The following is a 13,674-nucleotide window of genomic DNA, read 5'->3' as shown; positions in this document are numbered from 1 at the left end:
CTGCGTCCTGCGTCTTCTTAAGAGAGCGCTATTACTTTCGAATCAGCGCACCAGCTTGTTTCTCAAACTGCTGGATAAGCTTCTGCATCACCTGGTCGATGGCTTGGTCGGTGAGCGTTTGAGTAGGGTCTTGCAGGGTGAAGCTTACCGAGTACGACTTTTTGCCCGCTTCGAGGCGGTCGCCAGCATACACGTCGAACACGTTGATATCGCGCAACAGCTTCTTCTCGGTGCGCTGCGCGATGGTGCGTAGCTGGTCGAAGGTCACGCCTAGGTCCACTACCAGCGACAGGTCGCGGCGCACCTCCGGGAACTTGGGTAGTTCGCGGGCCACCAGGGTAGCCTTGTATTTCTTGAGCAGCCAGTCCCAATCCAGCTCGGCGTACCACACGGACTGGCTCACGTCGAGGCGCTTGAGCACGGCCGGCGACACGGCGCCTAGGTTCACTACCGGCTGGTTTTGCACCAGCAGCGTGAGGCCGCCCGCCAAGTACGGGTGCTGCGTGGGCTGCGAGCCCGGCTGCGGATGCCCTAGCGCCGCCAGCACCTGCTGCACCGCACCCGCTACATCGTGGTACGCCGCCTTTTGCGAGGCGTGCTGCCAGGTTTCAGCAGTGACATTGCCAGTCAAGTAGATGGCCAGCACATTCTTCTCCTTGTACTTGCCGTTCTCGCCGAGCTGGTAGGTCTTGCCGAACTCGTAGAGCTTGAGGTCGCGCTGGCGGCGGTTGAGGTTGTGGCGCACCACTTCCAAGCCCGACGTCAGCAACGTGGGCCGCATGATGTTCAAATCCTGGCTGTTGTAATTCAGAATCCGCACCAGCGACGCATCGGGCGCGTCGGCCTTCTCGAAGTACTGCGAGTTGGTGAGCGAGTTAGTTAGAATCTCCGAAAAGCCCTGGCCACTGAGCAGGTCGGCCACTTTCTGGCGCACCACTTCGGGGTCGGGGTTGGGGAAACCCGACAGGAACGACGCTGAGTTGTGCGGCTTCAGGGCCACGTTATTGAAGCCGTAGATACGTAGAATCTCCTCGATTACGTCTGCCTCGCGGGTCACGTCCACCTTATAGGGTGGCACGGCCAAGGTCCACTCATTGCCCGTGGCGACCTCGATTTTGATACCTAGGCCTTCCAGGATTTCGCGAATGCGCTCCTCCCCTATCTCCTGGCCGATAAGCCGGGTCACGCGGTCAAGGCGCAGGTGTACTTGGTTATTGGGGATGAGGTGCGGAAACTCGTCCACCACTGGCGCAGCGATACGAGCGCCAGCCACTTCTTGTAGCAGCAGCGCGGCCCGCTTCAGCGCGGTGGGCACCATGTAGGGGTCGGTGCCGCGCTCGAAGCGGAACGACGCATCGGTCTTGAGCCCGTGCAGCTGGCTGGTGCGGCGCACCACGGCCGGCGCGAAGTAGGCGCTTTCCAACATTACGCGGGTCGTGGCATTGCTCATACCCGAAGTTTTGCCCCCGAACACGCCAGCTAGGGCCATTGCCGCGCCATTAGCATCGGCAATCACTAGGTCCTCGGCTTGCAAGCTGCGCTCCACCCCATCTAGGGTCACGAACTTCTCACTGGCTTCGGCACGCTTCACCCGGATTTTGCCACCCGTAATCTGGTCGGCATCAAAAGCGTGCAGCGGCTGACCCAGCTCGTGCAGCACGAAATTGGTTACATCCACCACATTGTTGATGGGCGAGAGGCCGATGCTGCGCAGGCGGCGCTGAAGCCACTCGGGCGACGGGCCCATTTGCACATTATCAAGCAGCAAGCCAGCATAGCGCGGGCATGCCTGGTCGTCCTCAATGGTGACGGTGATAGTCTCGCCGCTCGCAGGCGCGGCGAAGGCGCTCACGTCGGGCAAGTGGGCGGGCTGGCCCAGCAGGGCGCGCAGTTCGCGAGCCACGCCATAGTGCGAGGCCGCGTCGGCGCGGTTGGGCGTGAGGCCAATTTCAATCTCCGTATCCGACCCTAGGCCGAAATACTCGGCGGCTGGCGTGCCATCGGGCAGGTCAGTATCGAGCACCATAATGCCGGCGTGCGACTGGCCCAGGCCAATCTCATCCTCGGCGCAAATCATGCCCTCCGAGGCCGCGCCGCGGATTTTTGATTTCTTGATTTTGAATGGCTCGCCGGTGCTGGGGTGCAGCATTGCGCCTTCCAGGGCCACTACCACGCGTTGGCCGGCGGCCACATTGGGGGCGCCGCACACGATTTGGCGGGGCGTATCGTCGCCCACACTTACGGTAGTAAGGCTCAGCTTGTCGGCGTCAGGGTGGCGCTCGCAGGTGAGCACCGTGCCCAGCACCACGCCGCGCAGGCCACCGGGCACGCTTTCCAGCTCAGTCAGGCTCTCTACTTCGAGGCCGGAGCTGGTGAGCAGCGCGCCAATTTCGGCGGCCGGAAGCGTGGTGGGAAATAAGGTTTTAAGCCAGTCGAAAGAGATAGTCATGTCGAATCAGCCGCGGCAGTTGGATGGGCCGGGCGCTTCCGGCAAAGGTAGGGCCTACTTCTAGGTAGGTGTATCGTGGCCGCTACGCGTCGGCGCGTGGGCAGTAGCCAGCCGATACAACGTGTGGGCTCGCAGCAGCCACGGCACGCCTACCTAGGCTGCAACCTAGCTACTTACAGTTCACTAGCAGTCCGTCACCCCGACCAACAACCTAGCTTTTTTTAAACTTCGCATTAAATTAATAAAATTATATATTAAAAATAACATGTATATTGTATGTATTAATCTTCAAGCGACTGTTCTGCAAGAAGGTAGAAGGCCGCCCTTATCACAAATCTCACCCCTACACCATCACGCGTATGCTACCCAGTTCTTTTGCGCCGCACGCGCCCGCCGTCACTAATCGACCTGATGCCCTACCTGCTACATCCGTGCCAGCCGGTACCCACTGGCTTTGGTGGCTGTTTTTGCTGGGCGTGCTCGCCTGCGCCAGCGTGGGGCCTACCTGCGCCTATCATTAAAACAGCGGCCGCCAGCTAGGGCTGAAATGTCTGCTCACCGGCCGTCACGGGCACCGTTAGGCGGTTTTCGGCTAGCGGCAAGGGACAACTATACTGGTGATTGTAGGCGCAGTATGGGTTGTAGGCTTGGTTGAAATCTAGCTCGACTTCGTTAGCCTCGGCGGGCGGCAGCGGCACATCGATGTAGCGACCGGCGCCATAGGTCTGCTCCCCATTGGTGGGGTCGGTGAAGGGCACGAACAGTTGCTTATCACCAGCTTTCTGCAGCAGTGTCAGCTTCTGCGGCTTGCCATTCAGCTCAAATTCGGCGGTGCCCCAGCGCTGGTAGTTCTCGGGCTTGCCCAGGCTCATGGCCAGCGGCTGTGGCAGCAGCACCGGCTGCCGCACAAGGCGCGCCGTGACCCGAAACCCAGCCTCCGGCGCAAAGTAGCGCAGCCCGGCAAACGTGGTACGCTGCGCATCTGGGATGGGCGAGTCGGCGGCGGTGTGTAAGGTTTGGTCTTTCTGGCGGCGGGCTTCGCGCAGGCGCCCTAGGTAGGCTTCATCGAGAGCTTGAGCCGGCTGCGTGCCCAATATGCTATAGAGCACTAGCCCAAGTATGACCAGCACGAGGCCAGCAATCCAAATTTTTCGCATAAACAAAATACTTTCCCTCCGTCATGCTGACGGAGGAAGCATCTTGTCAGGGTAATGAATGAACCGTGATGGGATGCTTCCTTCGTCAGCATGACAGACGTAATGGGCACTACAAACGTAACCTAGGGCAGTTACAGCAGCCCTTCATCGGAAAAACTGTAGTACCCCATATCAGTATAGATAAGGTGGTCGAGCACCGGCAAATCGAGGAAGCCGCCGGCTTCTTTCAGTTTCTTAGTCAGGCTAATGTCGGCGCTGCTGGGCTGGCGATTGCCACTGGGGTGGTTGTGCACCAAAATGATGCTGCTGGCCAGATTTTCGAGGGCGTGCTTGAAAATCATTTTAGGGTCGGCTACGGTGCCGGCCACGCCGCCACTGCTCACTTTTTCAGTGCGCATTACCACGTTGGCACGGTTCAGCAGCACTATCCAAAACTCCTCGTGGGGCAGGTCTTGCAGTTGCGGGCGCATCACATTATAAATGTCCCTAGAGCTGGTGATGGTAGTGCGGCGGCCCGCACCGCTTTCCTTGCGGCGCCGACCTAACTCCAGCGCGGCCATTACGGTGATGGCCTTGGCCGGGCCAATGCCAGGGTGGCGGCATAGCTGCTTCATACTCAGGCGGGCTAGCTCGTTGAGGTCATTGCCTACGGCTTGCAGCATGAGCTTGCCCACGTCTACGGCCGTAAGCTTAGTGGTGCCCGACCCTAGGAGGATGGCGATGAGCTCGGCATCGGACAGCGCCGCGCGGCCTTTTTGCATCAGCTTTTCGCGGGGTCGGTCTTCCTCAGCCCAGCTCTTAATGCCGAAGCTAGTGGGCGTGGCATAGGCTTCGGGAGTAGTATCGTCTTCGGGCAGAAAATCAGCAGATTCCATAAAGTGCTAGCGCAAGCAAGTCCAAAAGATAAAGTAAAATTTCGGGGCGTGCGTTAGCCGCCTTAGCTTGCGGCGGGCCAACTCTAGCGCCCGGCCGCCCGTTGGGGCTATCATCATGCGTAATCGCTTTCTATTTCGGATTCTTTTAGTGGCCATTTTAGTGGCCGAGGTATACGGCTACCTAGCCGTGCGCACCGCGTTTGCCCCGGCCACCACGGCGGCGCGGCGCGGGTTTGCCATCAGCTACTGGCTGCTTACGTTGGGTATCTGGGCGGTGGGTCTTTGGGCCGTTTTCACGCGTCACAAGGGCGAAAGCGAGCTCAAAAGCTACCTATTCGTGCTGCCACTGGCTTTGCTGGCGGGCAAGCTGGTCGTCATTTTCCCGCTGCTGCTCGAAGACATTACGCGACTGGGGCGCTGGGCGGCGCGCGGCTTTAGCAGCCCAGCGCCTGCAGCGGGCGTGGCGCCGCTCACCCGCAGCGAGTTTATCAGCCGGCTGGCGTTGGGGCTGGGGCTGGTGCCGATGTTAGCCATACTTTGGGGCATGGTGAAGGGCAAAACCGACTACACCGTGCGCCGCGTAGTATTGCGCTATCCCAACCTGCCGGCCTCCTTTGAGGGCTTTAAAATTCTGCAAATCTCCGACTTGCACACGGGCTCCTTTAACGGCAACACCGAGCCCATGGAGCGGGCCGTGGCCCTGATAAACGCCCAAAAGGCCGACCTCATCGTGATGACCGGCGACCTGGTCAACAATGTCGCCCTAGAGGTCGAGCCGCACATTCCAGCACTGGCGGGTATCAAGTCAGATTTGCCGATTTTCTCCATCCTCGGCAACCACGATTACGGCGACTATGTGCAGTGGCCCAGCACGGCCGCCAAACGCGAAAACCTGCAACGCTTGGCCCAAAATCACGCTAAAATAGGCTGGAAGCTACTGCTCGATGAGAGTCATACTATTCGGCGGGGCGATGACGAATTTGCTATCCTAGGGGTGCAAAATTGGAGCGCCCACCCACAGTTTCCGAAGCATGGCAAGCTGGCGCAGGCGCACGCGGCCAGCGGCAACGCACCCTTCAAACTGTTGCTTTCGCACGACCCCTCGCATTGGGAGGCGCAGGTGCTCGACTACAAGGATATCGACCTCACGCTCAGTGGCCATACCCACGGTATGCAGTTTGGCATCAACCTACCTTTTTTCAAGTGGAGCCCCGTGCAGTACTCTTACCCACAGTGGGCTGGCCTCTATGAGCAGGGCCGCCAAAAGCTGTACGTAAATGTGGGCCTAGGCTACCTAGGCGTGCCCATGCGGGCGGGCTTCTTGCCCGAAATCACGGTGCTAGAGTTACGTCGGGCCTAAGGTTGGGGCTAAAAAAACCTAGGCTCAGCTTAAAAAAACCTCGACCCGGTTTTTTCGTTAAAGCGCCCCACACCCTATCCTACTCTTGTCATGAAAAATTCCTTGTTGCTTTTCGTGGGCGCCGCTGCCCTTTCGCTGGCCTCGTGCTCGCAAGAAAAAACGACTGACACTACTACTTCGACCACCGCGCCAGCCGATGCTACGGCCGTAGCGATGCCCGACACGGCAGCTTATCGCTCGCGCTCGAACCGGGTATCGGAGAAGTTCATCTCGGACATGAAAATCACCGACCCTGCCATGCAGGGTAAAATTCGCACGGCTTACTACAACCGCTCGAAGCGCTACGGCGAAATGACGAGCAAGTATGCTAGCGATACCACTGGCATGGGTGCCGCAATGCGCCAGTATAATACCGATACTGACACCGAGTTTCAGAGCGTGCTGACCGACCCGGCGCAGTACCAGTCGTACCAGTCGTCGCGCTCGACCTATGACGAGTCGAACTACATGGACAACGCTAACTCGACCGATGCAGCCTCGTCGGCCACCATGCCTTCCGATGACAGCAACATGAGCAGCGACAACATGAGCGGCACTGGCGCCGCCGTGAAGGAGTCTAAAACCAAAATGGAAAACGGCGCTAAACTCAAGCTGAAAGACGACGGCACCGTGAAAACCAAAGGTGACCTATCCGGCGCTGAAGAGTTGAAAGACTCGAAAACCAAGCTAGAAGATGGCTCGAAAATCAAAGTAAAAGGCGACGGCACCGTGAAGGTGAAAGACGCCAACGGTGACAAAACTAAAATGTAGGCCCGAACGCCGAGAAGGCCTTGTTTGTCTATAAAAAGTCCGCGTCTGCAACGGCGCGGACTTTTTTTGGTTCTTTCGGTAGCAGCTTTGTAGCCTCATTGCCTTTTCGGGTCCGTGCGTCGCCTTTTTTCCTGTCCTTTCTTTCCACCGCACCTAGGGCTTTTCCTGGTGCTTATCAGTAGCTTACTGCTGAGCCGAGCGGCCCTAGGGCAGGCCGGTGCGCCTACGCCCACGGTGCGCGTGAGCGGCACTATCTCGGCGGCCGCCACCCGCGAGCCTATTCCGGGTGCGACGGTGCAGGTACAGCGCACACGCCGCGGCGTGGCCGCTAATGTAGATGGCGATTTTTTGCTAACTGCGCTGCCGACTGATACGCTGCTGTTTCGCGCCCTAGGGTTCAAGCCCAAGCGCTTTGCCCTTAGTGGCACTTCACTTTCGCAGCTTGTAGTGCAGGTGGCATTGGTGCGCGACTCGGTGAAACTCAGCGAGGTAAAGGTGACAGCCGACCGCCCCGACCGGGCCAGCATCAACCGAGCGCTGCGCAATATCAAGCGTCCGGCGCCGGCCGTGGTAAAAGTGCCCAAGAAAGCTCCGCCACCCAAGCCGCTGTTTGCCGTGGACTCGACCGCACCTAAGGCCGAGAAGCCCACCGTAGCCGAGTCAAATGTGGACTGGCTCTACGACCAGTTTTCGCACGAAGGCAAGGAGCGCCGTAAAATGGAGGCAGTGAAAGCTGCCGAAGCTGCCGAAAAAGCTCGCCAAGCCCGCAGCCAATACAATAAGGCCTTCCGCGATAATAGAGGGTACGAATAATCGGTGTATGAGGTAATGAGTGTCATACCGAATACCTTACACTCATTACCTAACGCGCCAATTAATTATGCACCCAACGCGGTGCCCGCTTCTCGCGTAAGCTGAGAAGACATGAAAATCGGTTATCCCTGCGTTAATGAGACGCTGCCGTGCAGCGCGGCACGCACCTTTCGGCTAGCTTCGTACACGCCCGAGCGGCTGGTCGAAACAGTGGCTGCCAACCTCGCTTGCCTGCGCGAAATCCTGGAATGGAACGTGCAGCACGGCCTCCTTTTCTTCCGTATGGGCTCTGATATCGTGCCTTTTGGGTCGCACGAAATCAATGACTTTCCGTGGCAAACGCACTTCGCTGATGAGTTTCGCGCTATAGGTGATTTTATCAAGGCTCATAACCTGCGTATATCGTTTCACCCCGACCAGTTTGTGGTGCTCAACTCGCCCGACCCAGACATCGTGCGGCGTAGTGTCAACGAGCTCATTTACCAAGGCTCAATGCTGGACTTGATGGGGCTCGACTCTACAGCCAAGCTCCAAATTCACGCTGGTGGCGCGTATGGCGACAAGGGCTCGGCGCTGGCACGCTGGGTTGACACCTTTCATACCCGGCTGCCTGAAGCAGTAAAAGTGCGGCTAGTTGTCGAGAACGACGACCGCCTATATAGCCTGCGCGAGTGCCTAAGCCTGCATGACGAAACGGGTGTACCCATCCTTTTCGACAATTTTCACCACGAATGCCTCAACCATGGTGAGCCTATGCGCGAGGCCCTGCGCCTGGCTGCCGCCACTTGGCACCCCACCCGCGATGGCGTGCTGATGATGGACTACAGCTCGCAGTCTATGGGCGAGCGCAAAGGAAAGCACACCGATAGCCTCGTGCCCGAGCTATTTCGCAGCTTCCTCACCGACCTAGACGGCCTAGAGGTGGACATGATGCTAGAGATAAAGGATAAAGAGGCTAGCGCCGTGCAGGCCATCGGCATTCTACGTGAGCTAGGCTTGGTGCCAGCCGCTCCGGCTGGCTACGAGCCACCCGTGTTTGGCCCGCGCCCTGCCCCACCCCTCCCTAAACCTCGCAAGTCGAAAGCAACGCCCGAGGCAACTGCCACAGCCACCGAGTCTACAGTCCCAGTCAAGGCCAAACGCGCACCTAGGGCTCCCAAATCGCAACCACAGTAACTTTTACTACTTCCCTGTTTTTCGCTTTTCTCTATGAACGACTTACTTCAAGCCACGCTTTCGGGCCTGCAAAACGGACTTACCAGCTTGCCCCTAGGCTCGGCAATGGACAATACTGAAACCTGGCAACAGCAATTCTTGCAAAGTGGCCAGCCCGAGTTTCAAGACATCGCCCGCGAAATCGGCAACTTACAGTCGCTGCTCAGCAGCGGCAGCCTTAGCCCCACTGCCATCGGCAACTCGCTAGCCATGCTCGGCGACCAAACCAGCCAGGCCAGCCACCACGCCCCCGCCGACCTTAAAGCTGATTTGCTTAAGCTTGCTGACACCTTGCGCCGCCATAGCTCCGAGCTATTAGCGCACGCCGCTAAGTAAGCTCTGCCCCTTTTAGAAAAAGCCCCGCCTGCCGTATTGGCAAGCGGGGTTTTTTACTTTAACAGGTTCTTCTCTTTCTAGTAAGGTCCGGCCGGTGTGAGGGGTGCCTGGGCCGGGCGCCGATAGTTTTGCAGCACGTTGCTAGAGTTTGACACGCGACTGCGCGTAGGCACTACATCGCTCGACTGGCGGCGGCGCTGCTGCGGTATCAATGGCTGCTCACGCACATCTGGGGCACTAGTAGGCGAGAGTTCGGGAGTGCCAGCTAGCGGCGTCGAGTCGATGGGCAGGCGGCTAGGTTGCGCATCGTTGCTCGTGAGCGTGCGCTGCACCTGGGTGGGACCCTGAATGGTGCTTTGGTTGAGAGCAGGGTTCACGGGCGGCACCACGGTCTGGTTTTGGGCCCCGCCCCGCATTGGGGCCGAAGGGTCAAAGGATACTGTTTGAGCCCGCACAAGCACGGGGGCGGCCCCTAGGGCCAGCAGGAGTAACAACGTTTTCATAATTGTAGCTTTAAGAGCAGTGGGTTGAAGCAAGATTTTTCACCTAGTGCAGCTAACTAGCCGCGCAGTGCTAGCATTGCTTATTTGATACGTATTTGCCACTACAACGTTCTTGAAAAACAATACTTTACGCAAAAGGCCGGCCACCTCTAGAGGTGGCCGGCCTTTTATGGTTTTAGCTAAGCTAAAGGACTACATGGTGCCAGTGCCCGTAGTCGTCGTTTTGGATTTCCGCGTGGCTTTGCGGTTGTTCATTTTGGTCTTGCGGTCCATTTTGTCCATTTTGCCGGTGCCGTCCATGGTGCCGGTGCCGTTCATGTTGCCCTGGCCCATCGTGCCATTCTGCATGGTGCCGCTAGTAGTGCCGCTTTGCATGGTGCCGTTCTGCATCGTGCCAGTGGTGCCCGAAGTAGTACCGCTCTGCATCGTGCCGGTAGTACCCGAAGTAGTACCGCTCTGCATGGTACCAGTGGTGGCCGGAGTAGTAGTGGTAGTAGGCGTGGTCTGAGCAAAAGCTACAGTGCTCAAACAAAAGGCGCAGGCGGCGGTCAGGAGGAATTTGGTGGCTTTCATGATGATGTCAAATTAAAAGTGGGTGGGTAAAGCCACTAGCTACAGGTAGCGGCTTTGTTGCGGACTGTATACGTTGCTGCGCTAACTAAGGGCTACTATAAGCCAAAATTTTATTAGAAATAAAACAGCTTAACGTGCAGGTAACGTGACCTTGATAAACGAAAAAAGCCCGGTTGTGCTAGCACAACCGAGCTTTTTGCAGGCTATTTAGCCAGATTCATACTACCTAGGGGCGTACCGTTTTGGTAGTGGTGTTGGTGCGGCTACCAGTGGTAGTCCGGCGCGTGTTGCCTGGCGTTGTGGGTACAGCACCAGCGGGGCGAGTAGCATCAAGCGTGGCATTGGGGACAGTGGTAGTACCTGCCGAGTTTATGGTACCTGGCACGGTGCCTGCAGGCGTAACACCTGCGGGCGTAGTCAGGCCGCCATTCACAGTGCCAGTGGGTACTGTGCCGCTAGTGGTTCTGCCAACAACACCAGGCTGACCTGGAGCCATTGTACCCGGAGCCATCGTACCGGGGGTCGTGGGTACCGTGGCAGCACCAGGCGCTACAGGTACAGTTTGGGCGAAGGCGGTGGTGCTCAGACCTAGCCCAAGCAGGGCGGCGAAGGCAAATGCAGTGGTTTTCATACGTGAATTCAGGATAAGGAATGGACGAAAAAAGACGTCTCGCCGAGCTGCCTAGGCTAGCTCAGCGCGGTCGTTTTTACGAGAGCCACCTCATTTAGTCCATGAATTTTCAGTGAATTAAACTTGAGCGCACAAATAGCCTGGGCATTTACTAAAATATAAATTACTGTATAACAATAAATTGAGCCCAAATCAAAATTTCTCGAAAATTACTCCAGTTTTCTAAAAGGACATTCCTCATACGCTACGAATACCCTACAGGAAAACAGACTTATTATAGCTAAGAGCTACCTCAAACACTTAGGGCACCTAGTCAATAAGTATTGTATCACGTGCGAGGCTAGCGAGCTACTTCTACCCAGCCCTTGTATGTGCGCTTGGTGCCGGCAAAGTCGGCAAATTCGACCTCGGCTAGGTAGTAGTAGAGGCCATTCGACACCTTGCCATTGGCCCCTGTCTCGCCGAGCGGGCCACCGCCATCCCAGTTGATGTAGGGGTCTTTGTCGCTCTCGTACACCTTGCGGCCCCAGCGGTTGAATACCTGAATATGGGTGCGCGCAATGGGGCTGGCTGTCTTGGGCCGGAACTTCTCATTGATATCATCCCCATTGGGCGTGAAGATATTGGGCAGCAAGAAGAACACGCAGTTATCCTGGCAAGCCACATTGCTCAAGGCGCTGCGCACCTTAGCCGCCGTCACAGCCTGCACTACATAGCAGCCCGCCCCGCCTGTGTTGCCAGCGGTGTTCAGCGGTACTTGGTGCAGGTAGGTGTACTGGGTCGTGGAGTCGATGAGCGTGAAAACACCCTCGGCAGTGGGGCGGAAGAAGATGCGGAAGTACGCTACATCCGAGCTGCAGCCGGCCGGCGTGCTACCTAGGGTCCAACGCAGGCGGTTCTGGTAGCGCTGGTTAATGAAGTCGAAAGTCGAGGAAGTCTGATTGACATCGGCTAGGCTGTCACAATTGGGCGGGGCAATGGTGAGCACCGGCGTGCAGGGGGTGGGAATAAGCACGGCGCACTGCTGCTGGCTGCGGTTGAGCAGGTTAGTCAGGAGTGGCTGGCCCAGTGAGTTGGTAGGCGTGGCGTACTGCCCGTTGGTTTGCACGTAGTAGCAGTACGTTTCACCCTTGGTCAGGCCACGGTCGATGTAGGTGGCGCTGGTAGCCCCGGCGCCGGGCGTGAGCGTAGCTACCTGTGTGTAAGGGCCCGTGTTGGCGCTACCCGTGCGGCGAAAAATGAGCGTGGGCTTGCTGCTATTATCCCACGGCACTTGGTAAGTCCAAGTCAGCGTGTTCAGGCCCGCGTTGCCGTCGGGCACTAGGCGCAGGCGCACACTACTGGCCAGCGGCGAGGTCTCGGTGGTTTCGGCGCTGCCCGGCTGCGGGGCCGCCGCACTGAAGAACACCAGCTGATAGGTGTACTGCACATCCTGCGTGTTTAATGCCGGGTCGCTGTCCACGTAGGTAGTATCGGCCAGGCTGGTTTTGGTCGTCACTAGCGTAAATGGTGCTGCGCCCGTGGCACTGCGGCTCAGGCGATACCCTAGGGGCGCATTGAAACTACCCGAATTGGCCCGCGGTTGCGTCCACTTGATGGCAATTTGCCCATTGGTGGCCGCCGTCGTGAGCACGTCCACGTTGGTGATTTGCGCTGAGCGGCCCGATAAGGTTAGGCACGCTTCATTCGAGGCCAGGCTAGCCCCGCCCGCTGGCAGCGGGAAGGTGACGTAGATACGGTAAGAATAGGTGCGCCCCCGCGGCAGGCCGGCACCACCGTTGTCGTCGGTATAGGCCGTCAGGTTGGCCGGAATGCTGGCGATGCGCGTGTATCCTGCCGCCGCCGGAAGGCCCGTTTCACAAGCACTTGGGGTAAATGGATAGCAGTTTTCGCGCCGGTAAATCTGAATGGTAGGCAGCACCCCGGGTTGGCTAGAAGTCAAGCAGGGGTAATTGTTCCACGTCAGCAGTACCCGCTCGCCAGCCAAGGGCCGTGCTTGCAAATTGGTAGGCGCGGGGCCTACCACGGTCACGCGCCACGCTTTCTCATCTATCAGCGGTGGGTCGGTAGGGGCAGTGGGCGGCGTATCCTGCGCTTTAAAAACCACGATATAAGGCTGATTGGCAATATTCTCGCACTGTGTAGCCCAAGTAAACCGGCCCACCGCCCGCGGCGGCCCTTGCGTGGATTGAGTAAAGGTGGCCGGGGGGAGTGGTCCCCCGTATGCCGCGAGTTGCACTGCTGTGGCCGGCGAGTTTGGGCCGCTGCCGTCTACCGCCGTCACGCTCTTGCTCAGCACGGTGCCAGCTACCACGCAGGTGTCTTGCGGGATGGTAATAGTCGGGCGCAGGTTGGTTGTCGCCGATACTATTATCTGCATGTCGCGCAGCACTTCCCCCCGCTTAATATAGGCACCTAGGGGGTTTTTGCGCCACTCTTCCACTATAAAAGCAACGTTATAGGTACCTGTGCGCAAGGGAGCATTCCAGACTATCTGGCCGGTGCGGGCATTCATCTGGAAAATAGCCGTATCGCCAATCTGCGCCAGCTCTACCCCGTTGTTGTCCTTATAAGATACTTGAACTGGACGCTGCGTACCTACGCCATAGGCTTGGTTATTTGGATACTGAAACCCAGCGCATATCACGTGGTCAGGATTGTAGGTAGGGGGCAGCGCGCTTACGTTGGTGTAGGTCAGCGACCGCTGGCTGTACATCCGCCGGAAAGCCAGCGAGTCGCCGTCAGCATCGTAAGCGGCCGGGTTGTGCAAGAACACCTGGCCCGCCGCCGCCCGGTCGATGGCGGGTGCCCGCAATACCGGCAACTGGTTGGCCCCTAGCCCTGGGTCAACGGTAATAACGGTACTGAGGTAAAACGTCTGCGTATCCGAGGCCGTCATATTGATAACCCCCCTTGGGCGGTTTGCCTCAATAAAGCTCGCAGTATAGCTAC

At 58.0% G+C, this 13,674-nt stretch carries 13 protein-coding genes; 6 read left to right on the top strand and 7 right to left on the bottom strand.

Annotated features, from left to right (window positions below; translation table 11 throughout):
* Positions 1-31: 31 nt before the first annotated feature.
* Positions 32-2,449 (bottom strand): phenylalanine--tRNA ligase subunit beta, encoded by a 2,418-nt coding sequence (gene pheT, locus FNT36_RS18770; RefSeq protein ID WP_144850860.1) that lies wholly within the window; start codon positions 2,447-2,449, stop codon positions 32-34.
* A 359-nt stretch (positions 2,450-2,808) separates the two neighbouring features.
* Between pheT and FNT36_RS25650 the strand changes: the two genes are divergently transcribed.
* Positions 2,809-2,970, top strand: coding sequence for a hypothetical protein (locus tag FNT36_RS25650; protein WP_233636058.1), 162 nt, complete (start codon positions 2,809-2,811; stop codon positions 2,968-2,970).
* 15 nt (positions 2,971-2,985) lie between these two features.
* Here the strand turns inward: FNT36_RS25650 and FNT36_RS18765 are convergent, their stop codons facing one another.
* Both FNT36_RS18765 and radC read right to left on the bottom strand, forming a co-directional pair.
* Positions 2,986-3,606 carry a DUF1684 domain-containing protein gene (locus FNT36_RS18765; RefSeq protein WP_144850857.1) on the bottom strand — a complete coding sequence of 207 codons (621 nt, stop codon included), beginning with the start codon at positions 3,604-3,606 and terminating at the stop codon, positions 2,986-2,988.
* A 131-nt stretch (positions 3,607-3,737) separates the two neighbouring features.
* Positions 3,738-4,481: a RadC family protein gene (radC, locus tag FNT36_RS18760; protein WP_144850854.1), complete on the bottom strand. Its 744-nt coding sequence runs from the start codon at positions 4,479-4,481 to the stop codon at positions 3,738-3,740.
* A 115-nt stretch (positions 4,482-4,596) separates the two neighbouring features.
* Here radC and FNT36_RS18755 point away from each other — a divergent pair, with 115 nt between their 5' ends.
* The 5 genes from FNT36_RS18755 to FNT36_RS18735 all read left to right on the top strand — a co-directional run bounded on the left by FNT36_RS18755 (position 4,597) and on the right by FNT36_RS18735 (position 9,015).
* On the top strand, positions 4,597-5,841 hold the full coding sequence (locus FNT36_RS18755) for a metallophosphoesterase (protein ID WP_144850852.1): 1,245 nt from the start codon (positions 4,597-4,599) through the stop codon (positions 5,839-5,841).
* A gap of 90 nt (positions 5,842-5,931) precedes the next feature.
* The gene (locus FNT36_RS18750; protein ID WP_144850851.1) at positions 5,932-6,651 is read left to right on the top strand and encodes a hypothetical protein; all 720 of its coding nucleotides are present in this window, start codon (positions 5,932-5,934) and stop codon (positions 6,649-6,651) included.
* A 114-nt stretch (positions 6,652-6,765) separates the two neighbouring features.
* Positions 6,766-7,464: a carboxypeptidase-like regulatory domain-containing protein gene (locus FNT36_RS18745; protein WP_144850849.1), complete on the top strand. Its 699-nt coding sequence runs from the start codon at positions 6,766-6,768 to the stop codon at positions 7,462-7,464.
* Positions 7,465-7,575: 111 nt separating this feature from the next.
* Entirely contained in the window at positions 7,576-8,640 is a 1,065-nt protein-coding gene (gene uvsE, locus FNT36_RS18740; RefSeq protein ID WP_144850846.1) for a UV DNA damage repair endonuclease UvsE, read from the top strand.
* A 33-nt stretch (positions 8,641-8,673) separates the two neighbouring features.
* Positions 8,674-9,015 carry a hypothetical protein gene (locus tag FNT36_RS18735; RefSeq protein WP_144850844.1) on the top strand — a complete coding sequence of 114 codons (342 nt, stop codon included), beginning with the start codon at positions 8,674-8,676 and terminating at the stop codon, positions 9,013-9,015.
* 77 nt (positions 9,016-9,092) lie between these two features.
* Here FNT36_RS18735 and FNT36_RS18730 read toward each other — a convergent pair whose 3' ends face one another.
* The 4 genes from FNT36_RS18730 to FNT36_RS18715 all read right to left on the bottom strand — a co-directional run bounded on the left by FNT36_RS18730 (position 9,093) and on the right by FNT36_RS18715 (position 13,621).
* On the bottom strand, positions 9,093-9,518 hold the full coding sequence (locus tag FNT36_RS18730; RefSeq protein ID WP_144850842.1) for a hypothetical protein: 426 nt from the start codon (positions 9,516-9,518) through the stop codon (positions 9,093-9,095).
* Between the two features lie 192 nt (positions 9,519-9,710).
* Positions 9,711-10,091: a hypothetical protein gene (locus tag FNT36_RS18725; protein WP_144850840.1), complete on the bottom strand. Its 381-nt coding sequence runs from the start codon at positions 10,089-10,091 to the stop codon at positions 9,711-9,713.
* Positions 10,092-10,317: 226 nt separating this feature from the next.
* Positions 10,318-10,722, bottom strand: a complete 405-nt coding sequence (locus tag FNT36_RS18720; protein ID WP_144850838.1) for a hypothetical protein — start codon at positions 10,720-10,722, stop codon at positions 10,318-10,320.
* A gap of 340 nt (positions 10,723-11,062) precedes the next feature.
* The gene (locus tag FNT36_RS18715; protein ID WP_233636057.1) at positions 11,063-13,621 is read right to left on the bottom strand and encodes a T9SS type B sorting domain-containing protein; all 2,559 of its coding nucleotides are present in this window, start codon (positions 13,619-13,621) and stop codon (positions 11,063-11,065) included.
* Between the last annotated feature and the right edge of the window lie 53 nt (positions 13,622-13,674).

The sequence above is a fragment of the Hymenobacter setariae genome (genome assembly GCF_007713685.1).
Taxonomy (GTDB): Bacteria; Bacteroidota; Bacteroidia; order Cytophagales; family Hymenobacteraceae; genus Hymenobacter; species Hymenobacter setariae.
The sequence above is the reverse complement of the archived record's forward strand: the minus strand, read 5'-3'. Positions and strand labels throughout refer to the sequence as shown.

What these genes read in the sequence shown, in the direction of transcription:
- pheT (WP_144850860.1), bottom strand. Translation starts at nt 2,449, where the DNA reads ATGACTATCTCTTTCGACTGGCTTAAAACCTTATTTCCCACCACGCTT.
- FNT36_RS25650 (WP_233636058.1), top strand. Translation starts at nt 2,809, where the DNA reads ATGCTACCCAGTTCTTTTGCGCCGCACGCGCCCGCCGTCACTAATCGA.
- FNT36_RS18765 (WP_144850857.1), bottom strand. Translation starts at nt 3,606, where the DNA reads ATGCGAAAAATTTGGATTGCTGGCCTCGTGCTGGTCATACTTGGGCTA.
- radC (WP_144850854.1), bottom strand. Translation starts at nt 4,481, where the DNA reads ATGGAATCTGCTGATTTTCTGCCCGAAGACGATACTACTCCCGAAGCC.
- FNT36_RS18755 (WP_144850852.1), top strand. Translation starts at nt 4,597, where the DNA reads ATGCGTAATCGCTTTCTATTTCGGATTCTTTTAGTGGCCATTTTAGTG.
- FNT36_RS18750 (WP_144850851.1), top strand. Translation starts at nt 5,932, where the DNA reads ATGAAAAATTCCTTGTTGCTTTTCGTGGGCGCCGCTGCCCTTTCGCTG.
- uvsE (WP_144850846.1), top strand. Translation starts at nt 7,576, where the DNA reads ATGAAAATCGGTTATCCCTGCGTTAATGAGACGCTGCCGTGCAGCGCG.
- FNT36_RS18735 (WP_144850844.1), top strand. Translation starts at nt 8,674, where the DNA reads ATGAACGACTTACTTCAAGCCACGCTTTCGGGCCTGCAAAACGGACTT.
- FNT36_RS18730 (WP_144850842.1), bottom strand. Translation starts at nt 9,518, where the DNA reads ATGAAAACGTTGTTACTCCTGCTGGCCCTAGGGGCCGCCCCCGTGCTT.
- FNT36_RS18725 (WP_144850840.1), bottom strand. Translation starts at nt 10,091, where the DNA reads ATGAAAGCCACCAAATTCCTCCTGACCGCCGCCTGCGCCTTTTGTTTG.
- FNT36_RS18720 (WP_144850838.1), bottom strand. Translation starts at nt 10,722, where the DNA reads ATGAAAACCACTGCATTTGCCTTCGCCGCCCTGCTTGGGCTAGGTCTG.
- FNT36_RS18715 (WP_233636057.1), bottom strand. Translation starts at nt 13,621, where the DNA reads ATGACGGCCTCGGATACGCAGACGTTTTACCTCAGTACCGTTATTACC.